Source organism: Umezawaea sp. NPDC059074 (genome assembly GCF_042738955.1).
In the GTDB taxonomy this organism is placed as follows: domain Bacteria; phylum Actinomycetota; class Actinomycetes; order Mycobacteriales; family Pseudonocardiaceae; genus Umezawaea.
Map to the genome: position 1 here is coordinate 13237 of NZ_JBHYHC010000034.1, position 18488 is coordinate 31724.

General features: G+C 72.3%; 11 protein-coding genes. 6 read left to right on the forward strand and 5 right to left on the reverse strand.

Annotated features, from left to right (window positions below; translation table 11 throughout):
* Positions 1 to 2: 2 nt before the first annotated feature.
* The 6 genes from ACFWW9_RS17670 to ACFWW9_RS17695 are packed head-to-tail and all read left to right on the forward strand — an operon-like array spanning position 3 to position 14810.
* Entirely contained in the window at positions 3 to 1511 is a 1509-nt protein-coding gene (locus ACFWW9_RS17670) for an amino acid adenylation domain-containing protein (RefSeq protein ID WP_390378267.1), read from the forward strand.
* Positions 1508 to 3313: an acyl-CoA dehydrogenase family protein gene (locus tag ACFWW9_RS17675; RefSeq protein ID WP_390378270.1), complete on the forward strand. Its 1806-nt coding sequence runs from the start codon at positions 1508 to 1510 to the stop codon at positions 3311 to 3313. Before ACFWW9_RS17670 ends, ACFWW9_RS17675 begins: the two co-directional genes overlap by 4 nt.
* Positions 3310 to 9861 carry an amino acid adenylation domain-containing protein gene (locus tag ACFWW9_RS17680; RefSeq protein WP_390378273.1) on the forward strand — a complete coding sequence of 2184 codons (6552 nt, stop codon included), beginning with the start codon at positions 3310 to 3312 and terminating at the stop codon, positions 9859 to 9861. The genes ACFWW9_RS17675 and ACFWW9_RS17680 overlap by 4 nt, the downstream gene beginning before the upstream one ends.
* Positions 9858 to 11087, forward strand: coding sequence for an MFS transporter (locus tag ACFWW9_RS17685; protein WP_390378278.1), 1230 nt, complete (start codon positions 9858 to 9860; stop codon positions 11085 to 11087). Before ACFWW9_RS17680 ends, ACFWW9_RS17685 begins: the two co-directional genes overlap by 4 nt.
* 4 nt (positions 11088 to 11091) lie before the next feature.
* Positions 11092 to 14070 (forward strand): type I polyketide synthase, encoded by a 2979-nt coding sequence (locus tag ACFWW9_RS17690; RefSeq protein WP_390378280.1) that lies wholly within the window; start codon positions 11092 to 11094, stop codon positions 14068 to 14070.
* Positions 14067 to 14810, forward strand: a complete 744-nt coding sequence (locus tag ACFWW9_RS17695) for a thioesterase II family protein (protein ID WP_390378283.1) — start codon at positions 14067 to 14069, stop codon at positions 14808 to 14810. The genes ACFWW9_RS17690 and ACFWW9_RS17695 overlap by 4 nt, the downstream gene beginning before the upstream one ends.
* 108 nt (positions 14811 to 14918) lie before the next feature.
* Here ACFWW9_RS17695 and ACFWW9_RS17700 read toward each other — a convergent pair whose 3' ends face one another.
* From ACFWW9_RS17700 to ACFWW9_RS17720, 5 genes are all read right to left on the reverse strand, one after another.
* Positions 14919 to 15416, reverse strand: a complete 498-nt coding sequence (locus tag ACFWW9_RS17700; protein ID WP_390378286.1) for a hypothetical protein — start codon at positions 15414 to 15416, stop codon at positions 14919 to 14921.
* Positions 15417 to 15528: 112 nt separating this feature from the next.
* Positions 15529 to 16809, reverse strand: coding sequence for a sensor histidine kinase (locus ACFWW9_RS17705; protein WP_390378290.1), 1281 nt, complete (start codon positions 16807 to 16809; stop codon positions 15529 to 15531).
* Positions 16810 to 17167: 358 nt separating this feature from the next.
* On the reverse strand, positions 17168 to 17854 hold the full coding sequence (locus tag ACFWW9_RS17710) for a response regulator (protein WP_390378293.1): 687 nt from the start codon (positions 17852 to 17854) through the stop codon (positions 17168 to 17170).
* 14 nt (positions 17855 to 17868) lie between these two features.
* Positions 17869 to 18024: a hypothetical protein gene (locus ACFWW9_RS17715; protein ID WP_390378296.1), complete on the reverse strand. Its 156-nt coding sequence runs from the start codon at positions 18022 to 18024 to the stop codon at positions 17869 to 17871.
* Positions 18021 to 18425, reverse strand: coding sequence for a hypothetical protein (locus ACFWW9_RS17720; RefSeq protein WP_390378298.1), 405 nt, complete (start codon positions 18423 to 18425; stop codon positions 18021 to 18023). Before ACFWW9_RS17720 ends, ACFWW9_RS17715 begins: the two co-directional genes overlap by 4 nt.
* Between the last annotated feature and the right edge of the window lie 63 nt (positions 18426 to 18488).

The following is an 18488-nucleotide window of genomic DNA, read 5'->3' on the forward strand; positions in this document are numbered from 1 at the left end:
CGATGTACGAGTTGTTCACCGCTCGGGTGGAGCGGTCGCCGGAACGCGTCGCGGTTCGCGACCAGAGCGGCTCGCTGTCCTACTCGCAACTCTCGCGGCGGGTCGCGGCCCTGGCGGACTTGATCACGGCCAGGGTGCGCGCGCCGGGCGCGCGCGTCGGCCTGCACCTCGACCGCACCGCGGACGTGGTGACCGCGGTGCTGGCCGTTGTGTCCGCCGGGCACGCCTACGTCCCGCTGGATCCGCACTACCCGGCCGATCGGCTCGAGTTCATGGCCGAGGACAGCCGACTGGCGTTGATCGTGTCCGACCGCGACCTGCCGGACAACCTCGCGGACGTGCCGGTGGTGCGGTGGAGCCGGGACACAGCGGACGTGGGGAACGCCTCCGTGCCCGCCACCACCGGCGAACCGGACCCCGAATCGGTCGCGTACGTCATCTACACCTCCGGGTCGACCGGCAGGCCCAAGGGCGTGCAGGTGAGTCGGCGGAGCGTCAAGGCCATGGTGACGGCGGTCCGCGCCAGGTACGACTTCACGGCCGACGACGTGTGGACGTTGTTCCACTCGTACTCGTTCGACTTCTCGGTGTGGGAGATGTGGGGGGCCCTGGCGACCGGCGCGTGCTTGGTGGTGGTCCCCGCCTCGACGGCGGCGTCACCACGCGCGACGGCAGAACTGCTGGTCCGCGAACGCGTGACGGTGCTGAGCGTCGTGCCGTCCGTCTTCCGGTACCTGACCGCGCTGGTGTCCACGACGGACGTCCGCCCGGCGGAGGTGCGGCGCGTGATCTTCGGCGGTGAGTCGATCGACGTCGCGGACGTCCGGTCCTGGCGCGAGTCGGTCAACGCCGACTGCCAGTTCGTGAACACCTACGGCATCACCGAGACGACGGTTTTCGTCAGCACGCGGACGTTGCTGCCCGCCGAGATCGACCAGTCCGCCGATCGCGGGTTCGCGACGGACCTCGGGCAGCCGCTGGACGGCTGGGAGATCGCGGTGCTGGGCGCCGACGACCGTCCGGTCGACCGCGGTGAGACGGGCGAGATCTGCGTCGCGGGCGCGGGCGTCGCGCTGGGCTACCTGCACCGGCGGGACCTGACCGAGGAGCGGTTCACCGTGCTGGACCTGCCGGGCGGCGGTCCCAGGCGGTTCTACCGGAGCGGCGACCTCGCCACCCGCACCCGCACCGACGTCCTCCGCTACGCGGGCCGGACCGACGAGCAGGTGAAGGTCAACGGCTTCCGCATCGAACTCGGCGAGGTGGAGGCCGTCTTGCGCGGAGTGCCCGGTGTCGGCGACGTCGCCGTCCTCTGTGGACGGAGCAGGATCGGTGAGCCGATGCTGACCGCCTACTACGCCGCCGGAACCGACCTGCGCACCGCGCTCGTCGACCGCGTGACGTCCGTGCTGCCGAAGCACATGGCGCCCAGCCGCTTCGTCCGGCTCGACGAGTTCCCCCTGAACCCGTCCGGGAAGACCGATCGGCGCGCACTCGGGAGGCTGTCGTGAAGGGCGGGTCCGAGGAGCCGAAGCGCGTGCGCAACGCCACCAGCGACCCCGATCGGGTCAGCTTCCTGGAAGAGCTGTACCAGGGGCGGTTCCGCTGGGACGTCATCCGCGACTTCCCCGTCCAGTCCCCGGAGGATCGCCGTGCGGGCGACGTCTTCGTCAGCGAGGTGACCGCGCTGGTGCGCGACCGCGTCGACCCCGACGAGGTCGACGCGAAGAGCCTGGTGCCCGCCGACGTCCTGACCGAACTCGCCGACCGCGGCTACTTCAGGTTGCAGGCGGACGACGGCGTGGGCGGCCACGGGCTCTCCCACTTCAACGTGTTCCGGATCGTGCGGGCGGCGGCCGGCTGGTGCGTCCCGGTCGCGATGTCCATCGCGCTGGAGAACACCCTGGGCGCCGGGGCGTTCGCGACCATGCTGCCGCACGGGCCGCTCCGCGACCTCATCCGCGACCACGTGGCGCACGGGCGTTTCAGCGCCAGCGCCGACACCGAGCCGGAGGGCGCGGGGAACCTCGGGCGCGCCACGACGGCCACCGTCGTCGAGGACGGGCGCGCCTACCTGCTCCACGGCACCAAGGTGTTCGTGGGCCACGCCCCGATCGCCGGCTTGGTGGGGGTGTCCGCGACCGTCCGGGAGAACGGCTCGGCACGCGTCCGCGAGTTCTTCGTGCGCGTCGACGCCCCCGGCGTCGTCGTGGGGGGCCGGCACGAATACCTGGGGATCAAGGGGTTCGCCAACGGATGGCTGCGGTTCGACGGCGTCCGCGTACCCGCCGAGCACGTGCTCGTGGAACCCGACGCCGAGCACCAGGTCCGCATGACCCAGACCACCGGCAGACTGGTCACCCGCGGTCGGATCCACCACATGGGCGCGCCCTCGCTCGCGGCCGCGAAGCTGTGCGTGGGGTGGATCAGGGACTTCGCCAAGCGCAGGACCATCGACGGCAGGCCGCTCGCGGACTACCAGGAGGTCCGCCACCAGCTCGCGGAGAGCCTGGCGGACACCTTCGTCATCGAGACGGTCAGCCAGTGGTCGTTGTTGCCCGAGGACCAGGATCGACCGCTGAACGTCCGCTTCGAGCAGAACGCCGCCAAGAACGTCACGTCCCTGCTCTGCTGGCGGGTCCTGGACCGCACCATGTCCCTCCTGGGTGGCGAGGGGTATGAGACCGCGACGAGCAAGGCCGGTCGCGGTGCGCCTGCCGAGCCGGTCGAACGGTTGCTGCGCGACCTGCGCCACGTGCGCGTCGCCGGGGGAGTCGACTTCCAGGTCGACAACTGGATCGCCCGGATGTCCATCCTGTCCTACTACTACCCGGAGCCCGCTCACGCCGCGGAGCTCACCAGCGGCGGGGTTCCGCTCGACCCGGACCCCCGGCTCGACGACCGGAACGCCGACCACCGGCGCTGGGTCGCCGTCGAGGTGCGCGAGTTCGGCGCCCGCTGCCTGGCCCTGGCACGCGCGCACCCGGACAAGGACTCGCTCCTGGTCCGCGAGCGCCTGCTCATCGACCTCGCTCGACTGGCCCGTGAGCTGATGACCGCTTCGCTGGTGCTGGCGCGCGCGGCCACGATGGCCGAGGCGGGGGACCACTCCGGCCTGGCGTTGGCCGACATCCACTGCGTCGGCGTCCGCCACGGCGTCGCCGACCTGCGGCGGCGCCTCGACCAGGAAGTGCCCGCGGCCGTCGCGGCCGTCAGCGCCGCGTGGCTGGCGGACAGCGGACCGGACCACCTGATCGCGGACACCGTTCCCGGCACCCCGCCCACCGCACGTCCCGATGAGGGGAAACCGTGATCGCGCACCCGCAGACCGTTCCGCTGTCCGTCGGCCAGGAAGCGATGTGGCTGGACTGGCGGCTCGATCCCGAGCAGTGGATCCACATCATCCCCACCCCGTACGCGGTGGCGGGCGAGGTCGACGTGACGCGCCTGCGCGCGGCGGTCCACGCGCTCGGCAGGGCGTACCCCCAGTTGCGCGGCCGGGTGGTGAGCGGGGAGGGCGGACCGGTGCTGTCGTGGGCCGACGCCCCGGAGATCCCCCTGACCGAGCACGAGACGTCGTTCGACCGCGACGCGGCCGTCCGCCTGGTCTGGCAGCGGCCGTTCGACCTGCGGCGGGGACCGCTGGCGCGGGTGGACCTGGTGCGCGGACGCGGGTGGACCGTCCTGGTGATCGCCGTCCACCACATCGTCCACGACGGGGCGTCCGCTCTGCTGACCATCGACGCCTTGGCGAGGGCGTACGCGGGTGAACCGCTCGAGCAGGGCGACGACGGCCCCGCACTGACCGGTTTCGCGCTCCGCTCCCGCGACCTCGCGGACACCGGAGCGGGCGCCGCGCACCGCGACCACTGGCGCGGCGTGCTCGGTGGCCGACCACCGTTCACCCTCCCCGCTCCCGTCGGCGAACCGGCGTACACCGCGCTGCGCGCGGACGTTCCGGAAGAGCTGGCCGCGGAGTTGAGGAGCAGGGCCGCGACGTCGGGCGTCTCGTACGTCACGGTGCTGCTCACGGCCTACTGCGCGGTGTTGCGCAGGCACACCGGTGCTGACGACGTCCTGGTCTTCCTGCCGTTCCACGGCCGGACCGCGGAGTCCGTCCGTGACACGGTCGGCTACTTCGTCAACACGCTGCCGGTGTCGGTGACGATCGCCGCCACCGACACGTACGCCGACCTCTTCCAGCAGGTGCGCACGCGGGTCAGGGCCGCTGTGGACAACGGGGACCTCCCCCTGCCCGCGATCCTGCGATCCGCGGGCCTGACGGGGCCGGAAGCACTGGCCCGCACCGCGCAGACCGTGTTCCAGCACTGGAACGCCGGTCTGCACGACACCGTCGACGTGCAGGACGTCCGGTTGCGCGCGGAGGGGTCCTCCGCACGGCTGAGCCTCCTGGACATGGAGAGCAGCGCGGGCTTCCCCCTCGCCGTCATGGTCCGCGAGGACAGCGCGGGCACCCACGTGCTGTGGAAGGACCCGAACGGCGCGGTGGGAGCCGAGCGGATCGCCGTGATGGCGGCCGATTACCTCCACGTGCTGCGCGAGATCGCGGCCGACCCGGACGCGGCGCTGGTGGCGGTGTCCGACGACGCGCGACGAGGTCGGGAAGCACCCGAGGGGCGACCGGCGCCGAACCCGGTCGCGAGCGGGGCGTGGGACGACATGGTCCAGGTGTGGGAGGAGGTCCTCGGTATCGACGACGTCACGCCGGAGGACTCCTTCTTCGAGCTGGGCGGACACTCGCTGCTGGCGGAGAGCCTGGTGAACGCCGTGTCCCGCCGGTTCGCGACCGACGTGTCGATCAGGACGCTGTTCGACCACCCGTTCCTCGCGGAGTTCGCCGACGAGGTGCTCGGCACGGCGGTCGCCGAGGTCCCGCCGGACCGGCGGGAAGGACCGGCGTCCGTTTTCCAGCAGGGGATCTGGCTGGCCGAGCAGCTCGAACCGGGTCTCGCCCTGCACAACGTGCCGATGGCGTGGCGCGTGCCGGGTGGCGGCCTGGATCCGCTGACCCTGCGCCGGGCGTTGGCGGGCGTCATCGCCGACCACGAGGTCCTGCGCACGTCGTTCCACAACCGGGAGGGCCGGATCCTCCAGGTCGTGGAAGCCGCCTGGGAGCCGGAGCCGCTCACCGTCCGGGTCGATGGCGAGGACGCGGTGCACGAGTGGCTGGACGCCGCCGCTCACCACGAGTTCGACCTGGAGTCCGGCCGACCCCTGACCGCCGCGCTCGTCGAGAGCGGCGGTGACCAGGTTTTCTTCGTGTGCGTCCACCACCTCGTGTGGGACGCCGCCTCCCAGGACGTCTTCCTCCGCGCGCTGAACGCCCACTACACCGGGCTCTCCGCCTCCTCGCCCGCGCTCGAAGCGCCTGTCCTGCCCGCTTGGCTGCCGGGGGCGTCCGACGCCTCTCCCGCGGAGGGCTCGTCGCCCTTCCTCCTGCCCGACGGCGTCGGACTCCACGCCCTCACCCGGAAGCTGGGCTGCACGGCGGCGGACGTCGCTCTGGCGGCGTTCGCCGCGCTGCTGGCCTGGTACACCGGCAAGCAGGAGCTGACCGTCGAGGTCGACGACTCCGTCCTGGGCATCGGGGCCGCCGCCGATCGGACCTTCACCGAACTGGTGGCCGACGTCGCGTCGCGGCGTCGCGGCACCGCTGTCGTCGGCGACGCGCGGTTCTCCTACGGGACGCCCGGAACTCCGCTGGGCCGGTCCGGCCTGCACCTCGCGGTGTCGCCCGCACAGGAAGGTCACGACGGACGGCTGGTCTTCGACGGTCGTCTCGGGCTCTCGCGGATGCGGCTGATGGCCGACCACTACACGAGGATCTTCGCGATCCTGACCGACGAGCCGGACACGGTGATCGGCGCGGTCGAGCCGCTGAGCGCTGACGAGCGCGAGACCCAACTCCGTCGGTGGAACGACACCGCCGCCGCCTACCCGCGCACGGCGGTGACCGAGTTGATCCGCGAGCACGCGGTGGCGAACCCGTTCGCGGTGGCGCTCACCGACGGCGACGTGAACCTCACCTACGGCGCGCTTCTCGCCACCGCCGAGGAGCGAGCGCGAGACCTGGTGCACAGGGGCGTGCAGCCCGGAGAGCTGGTCGCCCTGCTGCTGCCCAGGGGCCAGGAGCAGGTCACGGCGATTCTGGCGGTCCTCCTCGCGGGTGCCGCCTACCTGCCGCTCGACCCCGCGTACCCGCCACGGCGGATCGCCCACCTCCTGGCGGACTCCGGAAGTCGCTGGGTGCTCACCGACGGCGACGGGCTCCGGCACGGAGGCCTCCGCGAGTTCACCGGACAGGTGCTGGACCGGATCGGGGAGGGAGGGGATCGCACCGAGGTAGCCCTGCCCACGGTCTTCCTGGACTCACCCGCGTACTGCATCTACACGTCCGGGACCACCGGTCGCCCGAAGGGGGTGGTCATCACCCACCGCAACCTCGTCCGGCTGCTGCGACCCGAGGGCGCGCCGCTGTCGTTCTCGTCGTCCGACGTCTGGACGGCGTTCCACTCCTACACCTTCGACGTCTCCGTGTGGGAGGTGTTCGGGTGCCTGTCGCACGGCGGCAGGCTGGTGACCGTCTCCACCGACGAGGTGAACGACCCGTGGCTGTTCCTGGAACTGCTCCGCGGGGAAGGCGTCACCGTGGTCTGCCAGACCCCGAGCGCGTTCGGGCGCCTGACGTCGTCGGGCGGCAGCGCTCCCGGTGACCTGGACGGGCTGCGCTACGTGCTGCTCGCGGGTGAGGCGCTGCGACCGGCAGGCCTCCGCGACTGGGCCGAGCGGTTCCCCCACGTGCGGTTGGTCAACCTCTACGGGCCGACCGAGACCACGGTGTACGCCAGCTCCCACACGATCACCCCGGCCGACATCGCGACCGGCACGAGCACCATCGGCACACCGCTCCCCACCACGACCTTGTTCGTCCTGGACCAGCACACGGGAGCCCGGTTCCTGCCCGTCGGCGCCGTCGGGGAGCTGTACATCGGCGGAGAGGGGGTGGCGGCCGGGTACCTGAACCGCGCGGAGTCGACCGCCGAGAAGTTCGTCCCGTCCCCGTTCGACGGCCGCGTGCTCTTCCGGACCGGGGACCTCGTGCGCCACGCGACGGACGGCGGCCTGGAGTTCCTGGGGCGCGCCGACCGCCAGGTGAAGGTCCGCGGCTACCGCGTCGAGCCGGGCGAGGTCGAAACCGCTCTGCGGGCCGTCCCCGGCGTGGCCGACGCGGTCGTGGTCGTCGAGGACGACCACCTGGTCGCCGTCGTGCGCGGGGCGCGCGACCTCACCAGCGACGCGCTGCGCGCGCACCTCGCCGAGGAACTCCCCGCGTACCTGGTGCCGCACAAGCTCAAACGCGTCGACAGCATGCCGTTGACCTCGCACGGCAAGCTCGACCTCGACCTCCTGATGGCGACGGCCGTGCCCTTGGCGGTCTCCGACCGCCCGCGACCGGAGACGTCGACCGAGATCCGGTTGGCGCGCTTGTGGACCACGGTGCTCGGCGTCGACGACCCGGGGGTCGACGACGAGTTCTTCGCGCTGGGAGGCCACTCGTTGCTGGCCTTCCGCCTCGTCGGACTGGTCGGCGAGCACTTCGGGGTTCGGCTGGGGGTGCGAGACCTGTACGAGCGGTCCCGGCTGCGCGAACTCGCCCGTCTGCTCGACGAGCGCGGCGACGCGTCCGACGCCCCCGCGCCCTCGACAGCGGTCGACGGCGCCACCGAGCCCGTCTCCCCCTTCCACGAGGGGGTGCTGCTGGCGGAACTCCTGTCCGAGAGCGTGCGGCACAACGTGTTCCTCGCGTGGACGACGCCGGATCCGGTGGACCTCGACCTGCTGGAGGCGGCGTTCACCGGGCTCGTCGCCGGGCACGAGATCCTGCGCACCGGCTACCTGCTCGACGCGGGGACGCCGCGCCAGTCGATCCACGCCCCGTGGACACCGAAGATCGAGACCTTGGACCTGCGGACCTCGCGGGACGCGCCCGCCGAGCTGACCGGGTGGCTGGACGACGCCGCGGGCACGCGCTTCCAGCTGGCGACCGGCCAGCTGCTGCGGGTCGCGCTCGCCGACCTCGGCGAACGCGGGCACGCGCTGCTCCTGTGCCTGCACCACGTGCTGGTCGACGACAGCGCGATCCCCGTCCTGCTGGCCGAACTCCAGCGCTACTTCCAGGCCGCGCGCGACGGGCGTCCCGCCGCGCCGCCGGTTCAGCAGTACGGCGACTTCGTCCGGGTCCACCAGGCACGGCTCGACAGCGGGCGCCGTCGAGCGGATCTCGCGCACTGGCGTGGGCGCCTGTCCTCCGCGCCGCCCTACCTGGACTTCCCCGCACCTCGGGTGGCGGCTCCCGACGGTGCCGTGCGCCTGTCGCTTCCGCCGAGCACCACGCGACGGCTCCGCGAGTTCCAGAGCGAGCAGAACGTCAGCTGGTTCATGGCGTTCGGCGGCGCCCTGTGCCTGGCGCTGCACCGCTGGAGCGGGCAGGCCGACCTGACGGTGGGCGTGCCCGTCACGAGCCGCGCGCCGGGGGACGGGCACGACCTGCTGGGACCCGCGCTCAACACCGTGGTCCTGCGGTCGAACCTCGGCGGGGGGAACGCCACCGCCGCGGACGTCGTCCGAATGATCCGCGCCGAACTGCTGACCGCGATGGAACACGCGGGAACGCCGTTCGAGGACGTGGTGCGCGACCTCGCCCCGGAACGCCGAGCGGGACGCACCCCGTACGTCGACGTGCTGCTGAACATGAACCTGCGCGGTGGTCGTCGAGCCGTGCTCGGCGACGCGGTGCTGGAGCCGTTCTTCGCCGACGAGTTGTGGGCGCGCGACACCAAGTTCGGAGCGACCCTCACGGTCGCGGAACAGGACGACGACCTGACCGCGATCCTCTCCTACCAGGGCGCGCTGGTCTCGGCTGAGGCGGCACGGGATCTCGCCAACGGCGTCGTGACCGCGTTGGCCGAACTCGTCGACGGGGAGGACGGGGTCACGGCCGCCCCGCGGCAGGCGTCCGGCCGCGCGCAGTACCTCGACCTCGCGATCGCTCGGGAGTCGGACCGGGACAGCACGCGCTACCGCGACCAGGTCGAGCACTGGGCGTCCGCGCTGAGCGGGGCGCCCGCCTACCTCGACCTGCGGGCTCCTGCTCGGGTCGAGCCCAACGGTGTGGTGCCGATCCCCTTGCCCGACGGGTTGTCGAGCTCCTACGGGGCCCTGCAAGCCGAGCACCGCGTCTCGCCCTACATGATCGTGTGCACCGCGCTGGCGGTGCTGCTGCACCGCCGAACCGGCCGTCGCGACGTGACGTTCACCAGCGGGATGACGAGCCGGGTCTCCGCCGACCTGGCCGACGTCATCGGGCCCGCGCTGAACACCGTGGTCCTGCGCTCGCGACTCGACCCCGCCGACACGGTGCTGCACGGCCTGCTGACGATGCGCGAAACCGTCCTGGACGCGATGGCCAACGCCGAAGTCGGCTTCGCGGACGTCGTCACCCGCCTGCGCCCACCACGCCTGCCCGGTCGCACTCCCTGGGGTGACGTGGCCCTGGAGTTCGAGGTGGTCGCCGAGCGGCCCCCGACGCTCGGCGGGCACCCGTTGCACCCGGTGGACATCAGCCGCCGGGACGCCGAATACCTGGGCAAGACCTCGCTGACCGTCGCCTTCGTCCTGGAGGGGTCGCGGCTGCGCGGTCGGGTCGCGCACCGCGGCGACCGCGTCGGCCGGGCCGACGCCGAGCGGTTCGCGGCGGAGCTGGGACGGTTGGTCGCCTCGGTTCCCGACCTGGTGCGCGAAGCCGTCGCACCGGCCGTCACCCTGCGGGACCCGACGTGAGCGTCGGAGCGGTCGCCGAGGTGCCGCTGCGCTCGCACCCGGTGGTTCGGGGGCTCGTCGCCGCGGAGATCACCTCGGTCCTGGGCACCCAGCTCAGCGTCGTCGCCATCCCGTGGCTGGTGTTGAACCTGACCGGTTCGCCGCGGTACATGGGCCTCGTGGTGGCCGCCCAGTTCGCGGGCATGGCCGTGATGGGCGCGACCAGCGCGGCCTGGGTGGGGCGGTTCAGCCCTCGGCGCGTGATGCTCGCCGCCGACCTGCTGTGCGCCCCGTTGATCGCGGCGCTGCTGGTGCTGCACCTGTTCGGCGCACTGCACATCGCGGTGTTCGCCGCGGTGATGTTCGTCGTCGGCGGCTGTGCGGCCCCGTTCCTGGCGGGCCAGCAGGCAGTCCTGGTCGGCGTCACCTCCGACGAGACGCGGTTGAGCCGCGTGAGCGCGATCCTGCAGAGCGCGGGCAGGGCGGGCATGCTCGTCGGTCCCGTGCTCGCGGGTTTGCTGATCTCGTTGGTCGACGCGCCGCTGGTGCTGCTGGTGGACGCGACGAGCTACGCGATCTCGGCGCTCATCCACTGGAGGTGCCTGCCGAGGACGCCCGCGCCCGCTCCGGGACGCCAGGGCTCGCTGACCGCGGGACTCCGAGCCCTGCTGGCGAACCGGCTCACGGCGGGGTGGTCGGCGGGGCTGGTGCTCGCGGAGGTGGCGTGGCAGGGCCTCTTCGCCCTCCTGCCCGTGTTCGCCGTGGTCCGGTACGCCGGGTCGCCGACCGTGGCGGGGGTCTTGTTGAGCGCGTTCGGATGCGGTGCGCTGGTGGGCGCCCTGCTGGTCGGTGTGGTGCTGCGGCGGACGTCCGCCCGCACCCTCGCGCTGGTGGGGCGGGTCGTGCTCTGCGCGGCGTTTGCCGTCCTGCTCCTCCCGTTGACCCTGCCGTCGCTGATCGGGTGCCTCGTGGTCGTCGGGCTGCTCAACGGGCAGAGCAACTCCTCCCTCTCCACCGTGCGGATGTTGAGCATCCCGGAGAACGCGAGACCCGCCGCCCTGACCGTCGCCACCGCGATCGCGCTGGGCGGCGGCACGGCGGGCTGGGCCCTGGCGGGCGTGGTCGCCGAATCCGCCGGTCTCCACGCGGCGGTGCTGTGCGCGGTTTCGGCACAGGTCGCGGCGACCGCGCTCTTCGTCTTCGGCGTGACCGGAACCGGTCGTGATCCACTACCCGCGAAAGGCTGACGACGTGCCCACTGGAACCGACGAAAGCGGATTCGTCGCCGTCATCGGCATGGCCGGGCGTTTTCCCGGCGCGTCCACGATCGAGCGGTTCTGGGAGAACCTGCGCGCGGGCCGCGAGTCCACCACGCGCTTGCCCGAGCACGGGGATCCCGCGCACCCGGACTACACGCCCGCCTTCGGCGTCCTGGACGGCGCGGCCGACTTCGACGCGGGTTTCTTCGACTACTCGCCCCAGGGCGCGCTGGTCGTCGACCCCCAGCAGCGGGTGCTCCTGGAGTGCGCGCACGAGGCGCTGGAACGCGCGGGGCACGGCGGGCCGGGGCGGCCGAGGACCGGGGTGTTCGCAGGCGGCTCCAGCACCCGCTACGGCGAACACCTGCGGCTGAGGGTGGACGAACTGCCCTTCGTCGACGAGTGGCAGATCGGCCAGGGCAACGACCTGGACTTCCTGACCACGCGGATCGCCTACCACCTCGGGCTCACCGGCCCCGCCGTCTCGGTGCAGTCCGCCTGCTCCACGTCGCTGGTCGCCGTGCACGTCGCCGTCTCCGCCCTGCTCGCGGGTGACTGCGACCTGGCCGTGGCGGGAGGGGCGAGCGTGGTCGCCTCGGTTCCTCGATCGCGCTACACGCCGGGCGGAGTGATCTCGCCGGACGGGCGCTGCCGGGCCTTCGACGCGAGTGCCGCCGGAACCGTGAACGCCAGTGCGGCAGGCGTCGTGGTGTTGCGGCCCTTGGCCGACGCGCTCGCCGACGGGGACCACGTCCACGCGGTGATCCGGGGCTCGGCGGTGAACAACGACGGTCGCGGCAAGGTCGGGTTCACGGCGCCGAGCGTGACCGGCCAAGCCGAAGCCGTCCGAGCGGCACACCTGGTCGCGGGCGTCCGGGCGGACGAGATCGGGTACGTCGAGGCGCACGGCACGGCGACCCCGCTCGGCGATCCGGTCGAGGTGGCCGCGCTGACCACGGCCTTCCGGGACAGCACGGACCGGCGCGGTTTCTGCCGGATCGGCTCGGTGAAGACGAACATCGGCCACGCCGACGCGGCGGCGGGGGTCGTCGGCCTGATCAAGGCGGTGCTCGCGGTGGAACACGGCGAGGTGCCCGCCAGCCTCCACTACCGCCGCCCGAACCCGGCGATCGACTTCACCTCCTCCCCGTTCGTGGTCAACGACACCCTGACGACGTGGTCCGATGCGGGTGGACCGCGCGTCGCCGGGGTCAACTCGCTCGGGTTGGGCGGCACCAACGCGCACGTCGTCGTGGCCCAGGCGCCCGCGCGTCCACCAACCCCCACCGAGCGGACCCACCAGCTGGTCCCCCTGTCGGCGAAGACGGCGGACGCGGCCGACACCGCGGTCCGGGAACTGGCGGGATGGCTGCGCGAACGACCGGACCAGGACCTGGCCGACGTCTCGTGGACGTTGCGCGACGGCCGCGATCACCACCCGCATCGCCGATTCGTGGTGGCCGGGAACCCCGCCGAGGCGATCACCGGTCTGAGCGCGGGCGCCGCTCACACCGGCGCCACCGATCGCGTCGGTCGGGACGCGGTCTTCCTGTTCGCGGGCCAGGGAGCGCAGCACGTGGGCATGGCGAAGGGCCTGTACGACCAAGAGCCCGTGTTCCGCCACCACCTCGACGAGGTCGCCGAAGTCGCCGCTGGACCGTTGGGCCTGGATCTGCGGGAGGTCCTGTTCCCGGAGGACGAGAGGGCAGAGGCCGTCGCGGCCGAGCGCTTGGCCCTGATCGCCGTCGGGCAGCCCGCCGTGTTCGCGGTGCAGCACGCCCTGACCCGCCTTCTGCTGTCCTGGGGGCTGTCGCCCGCCGAGGTGACCGGCCACAGCCTGGGCGCCTACGCCGCCGCCTGCGCCGCGAAGGTCTTCTCACCCGCTGACGCGATCCGCGCGGTGGTCGAGCGCGGTCGACTGCTCACCACCATCCCGGCGGGCGCCATGGCCGCGGTGGGCCTGCCGGAGCCGGAGGTGACCCCGATGCTGCCCGAAGGCCTCAGCGTGGGGGCGGTCAACGGTCCGGGTCAGTGCACCGTCACCGGGCCCGTGGGCCTGGTCGCCGCGTTCGTCGCCGAACAGGGTCTACGGGGGGTCGAGGTGCGTCGACTGCGCATCTCCACCGCAGGTCACTCGCCCTTGGTGGACCCGGTCCTGCCCGCTTTCGGCGAGTTCCTGGGCGGCATCGACCTGCACGAGCCCGAGGTGCCGATCCTCTCGGACGTCACCGGCGACCGGATCGAGCCGGACGTGATCGCCACCCGTGCGTACTGGGTCGACCACCTGCGCCGCCCGGTGCGGTTCGACGGGGTCCTGGCGACCCTGCTCGCGGACCGGGGCCACGTGCTCGTCGACCTGGGGCCGGGCAGGACCTTGTCGTCCCTCGTCCGCCGTCACCCGTCCTTCGGCGACGGCGACGACCACCCGGTGTTCGCCATGACGCCCCACCCGGCCGAGGAGACCTCCGATCCGGCCGCGCTGCTCACCGGTGTGGGGCGGGTGTGGGCGGCGGGAGGGCGCGTCGACCTGTCGGCGCTGCACCGGGATGAGAGGCGCGGCCGGGTGCTCCTGCCCACCTACCCGTTCCAGCGGCGCCGTTACTTCGTCGAGCCTGTCGAGCGGACGACGGGAACCGCGCAGGGCGTCGCCACGCGGATCCACGAGTCCGCGCAGGCCGGTCCGGGGCCCGAAGACCACGGCCCGGTCGAATCCCGGTCCGCGGTCCTGTCCGGGGTGCTGGCCGCGTTCGCCCGCGCGCTGGGCGTGCCGGACGTCGAGGCCGACGACGGTTTCTTCGACCTGGGCGGGGATTCGCTGGTGGCGGCCAAGATAGCCGCTTGGGGCCGATCCGAGTTCTCCGTCGACCTGTCCGTCGCCGACATCATCAGGAGCGGTACGGCCGAAGCGCTGGCCGACGTGATCGAGGAGCGCGTCGCGACCTCGACCGGCGCCCGGCGGGTCGCACCGTGACGGAGCGCCGGGCGAGTTGGACCGTCGGCAAGCGGATCAAGGACCGGCCGAGGGTGAACCTGTACTGCTTCCCCCACTCCGGTGGACTCGCGGGCGAGTACGTGCGGTGGGGTGGGCACCTGCCGGGAGTCCAGGTGCGCGGGATGAGCCTGCCGGGCAGGGGGCCGCGGCTGGCGGAACCCGCACTCACCGACCTCGGCCCGCTGGTCGGCTCGCTGGTGGACGACACCGAGTTCGAACCCCCGTTCGTCCTCTTCGGGCACAGCTTGGGCGCGTTGTTGGCCTTCGAGACGGCCCGTGAACTACGAGAACGCGGTCGTCCGCAGCCGGAGAGGCTGATCGTGTCCGCCCACTCGGCGCCGAGCGTGCCTCGCGGTCGGTCGGACTGGCACACCCTGCCGGACGGTGAACTGCTCGAGGTGCTCACCGATTCCTACGACGGGATCCCCTCGGAGATCGCGGCCGATTCGGACGTCATCGCCCTCGTGCTGCCCGCGCTCCGCGCGGATCTCGCGTTGCTCGAGGGGTATGACTACCGGCCGGGAGAACCCCTGGGGATGCCGGTCGACGCGTTCGTCGCCGACGGCGACGTGGTGACCGTCGGCCAAGTCGAACCGTGGGGGGACCTCACGACGGGGGAGTTCACGATCCACCACTTTCCGGGGCGGCACTTCTACTTCCGGGAATTCCCGATCCACTCCGCGCTCGAGGCCCTGCTCGGGAGGGACGACCTCGCTTGAGGCCGGGAACGAGGTGGTCCCCCCGTCGGTCGTGTTCTCGGCGCGGGCATGGCTCCCGATGTCGCCGCGCGGTCCGACGGGGAGCAAGCAGAGCCGAAATCGCGCGGCTCACACGAGGGAAGCCAACTCGGCGGCCAAGTTCCGCCGAGCCTTTCCGGACCACTGCCGCCGAGCCTGCTCCGTCAGGTACAGCGACGGGCGGCCGACCAACGAGCGCAACACGGCGGTCCGCCCCACCTTCCAGACGTCCTCCGGCACGTGCGAGTACTCCAACCGCACCGCCACGCGGTACCGCTCGTAACCGATCGGGTCCGATCCCAGCACCGCCAGGTCCGCGTCGAGCAGCACCGCGGCCAGCAAATCCTCGGCGGGAGCCTCGTGCGCCATCGTGGCCAGCACCAGCTCCTCGACCCGCGCCACGTCCCCCTCCGCGACCCCGGCCGCCGTCAGCTGATCGCGAGCCCACTCCGCCGAGCGCCGTTCGTCATCGCCGGGCTTCCCGTCGTACACGACGTCGTGCGCCAGCGCGGCCAGCGTCACCACCGCCAGTTCCCGTTCGCCGACCCCGTCGCACAGCAGGGCGGCGTCGCGGGCCACCTGTCGCACGTGGTCGGCGTTGTGGTAGCCGCGGTGCGGCTCCGTGTACCGCTCGCACAGGTCCGTTGGCCTCGGTACCCCACCGAGTACCCGAACCGCGTTGTCCCACAGCGCTTCCAACTCACACCCCACTCGGCAACGTGATCGTGAAACAAGCCCCGCCCTCGTCGGCGGGTCCGGCGGTGATCGTGCCGCCGAGTCTCGTCACCAAGCCGTGCACCAGCGCCAACCCGACCCCGGTTCCCACCGGTCGGGTCGTCGAGTACTTGGCGTGCAACGCTCCCCGGTCGAACGCGATCGCGTAGTCCTCTTCGGACAGTCCCGGCCCTCCGTCGCGCACCTGGAGCACCGACCCGAGCGACAGCACCACCACTCGACCGGCGGGTGTCACGCGGACCGCGTTCTCCAGCAGTCCGTCCAGCACCTGGCGGATCCTCCGGGCGTCCGTCGAGACCACGACGGGAGCCTCGGGGACCTCCAGCGTGAACACCACCCCCTTCGCCGCGCACCGGGCGTGCCAGACGTCGGCGGCCGACCGCACCACCGGCACCAGGTCCACCGACGCGATGTCCAACCGGAAATCATCCGCTCCCAAGCGGGCCAGGTCCAGCAGGTCGGACACGAGGCGGTCCAGGCGGCGCGACTCCTCCTGGATGGTCCGGCCGACGTCCACCACGTCCGAGCCGGTCACGACCCCGTCCGCCAGCGATTCGGAGAACCCGATCACCGCCGTGAGAGGGGTTCGGAGTTCGTGCGAGACCGACAGCAGGAACTCGCGCTGGCGGGACTCGCTGCGCTGCAACGCGTCCGCCAGGCCGTTCACCGCCTCCGCCACCTCGGCGACCTCGACCGGCCCGTGCTCGGGCGCGCGCAGGTCACGTCTGCCGGAACTCATCGCCAACGCCACCCCGGCCGTCCGGCGCAACGGCCGGGACAGCAGGTGCCCCAGCAGCAGCCCGGCCACCGCGGCGACCAGCAGCCCGAACCCGAGTGCCAAGGCGATGTTGCGAATCAGCTTGGTCGTGGTCTCGGCCCCGTAATCGGCCTTCTGGACCAGAGCGAACCGGTCGCGCGCCTCCACGATCCAGCCGCCCGCGACCCCGCTCTTGCGCCCCGTGTCGCGCACCGCCTGCACGGCGACCGCGTCCCCGCGCAGACCACCGCCGACACCGATCCGCACCACGGAGATCCCCTGCCCCTGCAACACGTCGATGACCCGCCCACGCGGGACCTCCCCGAGCTGGTCCGCCGCCGTGTCGGCCTGGTGGGCCAACGCCGTACGACTGACCTCCCGCGCGGTGTTCACCACCAACCGCACCGACACCGACCCGGCGACGAGCACCGCGATCCCCGTGACGAGCAGGCACATCGCGGTGATCCGCCCCGCCAGGCTCGTCTTCACAGGCCCACCACCGAGTAGCCGAGCCCACGAACCGGTTCGAGTTCCACCCGTGGTCGGGCCGTGAGCGGGACGGCCACACGGGCATCTGGGCTGGGTGCTGCGGCGTTGGGCGGTGCCGCGAGTCCGGAGGCCGGGAGGTGTGGTGCGGTGGTCGGGCCTGGCTGCTTGGTCTCCACGGTGCCTCCGCCGGGTGGTCGACCCCGTGAACCGGTCCGACTTCTACTCGTGGTCGGGCCGGGTGCGGGGCGGCCATGCGGGTGCCTGGGCTGGGCACTGCGTATCCCCGTATGTCGGAGTGCTGGCCCAGTGGCAGGCAGCCGGAGGCGAGGGGCGGTGGTCGGACCCGGCTGCCTGGTGTTCACGGGGCCTCCACCGAGTAGCCGACGCCGCGCACGGTGCGGATCGGGCTGTGCGCGCCGAGCTTCGCCCGCAGTTGGGCGACGTGCACGTCGACCGTGCGGGTGCCCGCGACCGCCGCGTAGCCCCACACCGCGCTGAGCAGCTGTTCGCGCTCGAACACCCGACCCGGATGCCGCATCAGGTGTGCGAGCAGTTCGAACTCGGTGGACGTCAGTGGCACCTCGTCGCCGCCCGCCCACACCCGGCGGCGTTCGGCGTCCAGCCGGATCGCGCCCACCACCTGTTCGGGCGTGCTCGCGTGCGCGCCGCGCCGGAGCACGGTGCGCACGCGAGCGGCCAACTCGCGCGGGCTGAACGGCTTCGTCACGTAGTCGTCGGCCCCCAGTTCCAGACCCAGCACGCGGTCCACCTCGTCGTCCCGCGCCGTCACGAACAGCACCGGTGTCCAGTCGCCCGCGGTCCGCATTGTGCGGCACACCTCGACCCCGTCCATGCCCGGCAGCCCCACGTCCAGCAGCACGGCCACGGGCTTGAGCCTGCGCACGGCGGCCAGCGCCGCCACCCCGTCGGTTTCGACGTGCACGCCGAAACCGTCCCGGCGCAGGTAGAGCGAGATCAGGTCGGAGATCGCGCGCTCATCCTCGACCACGAGCACGAGGCCGCGGGCAGACTGGTCCGGTTGCACGGTGGGCCATGCTGTCACGGTTGGTCGAGATCGGCCTCGATGCCGTTCAGCGTCGACTCGATGCTGCTCAGCTCACCGTCCGGGTTGCCGGTCTGCGGCGTCGCCTCGTCCTGGCACCCGGCCAGCCCCACCGCGGCCATCAGCGTGAAGACGACGGCCAGCGCTCTCACTTCGTGCCACCGGGGTAGTTGCAGTGCTCGGACTGGAAGGTGTCGATCCGCTTCTGCGCGTCGGACAGCTTGGTCAGCTTCTCCCCGCGCAGGTCCTTGCGCGCGTCGAACAGCTTCGCCTTGGCCTCCTTGCCCGCGTCCCGAGCCGCCTTGGCCTGCGCCTCCAGCCACTTCGTGGAACCGCGCGTGTTCGCGTCCCCGTTGATCCGGTCGGTCGCGGCCTTGATCTGCGACTCGATCTTCGGCACCCGCTCCTCGCAGCGCTTCTTCACCTGGTCGGCGCTGATCGTCATGGGCGCGGGGCCCGTCGGGGTCTCGTCGGCGCTGGCGATGCCGGTCAGCGCGAGTCCCAGTACCGCGGAGCTGCCCGCGACGGCGATGATTCGAGTCCATGTGGTCATGGGGAGAACTGTGACCTGTGCCGATGAGCGCACCGTGCGGCGAATGTTCGGGTTGTGCAAAGG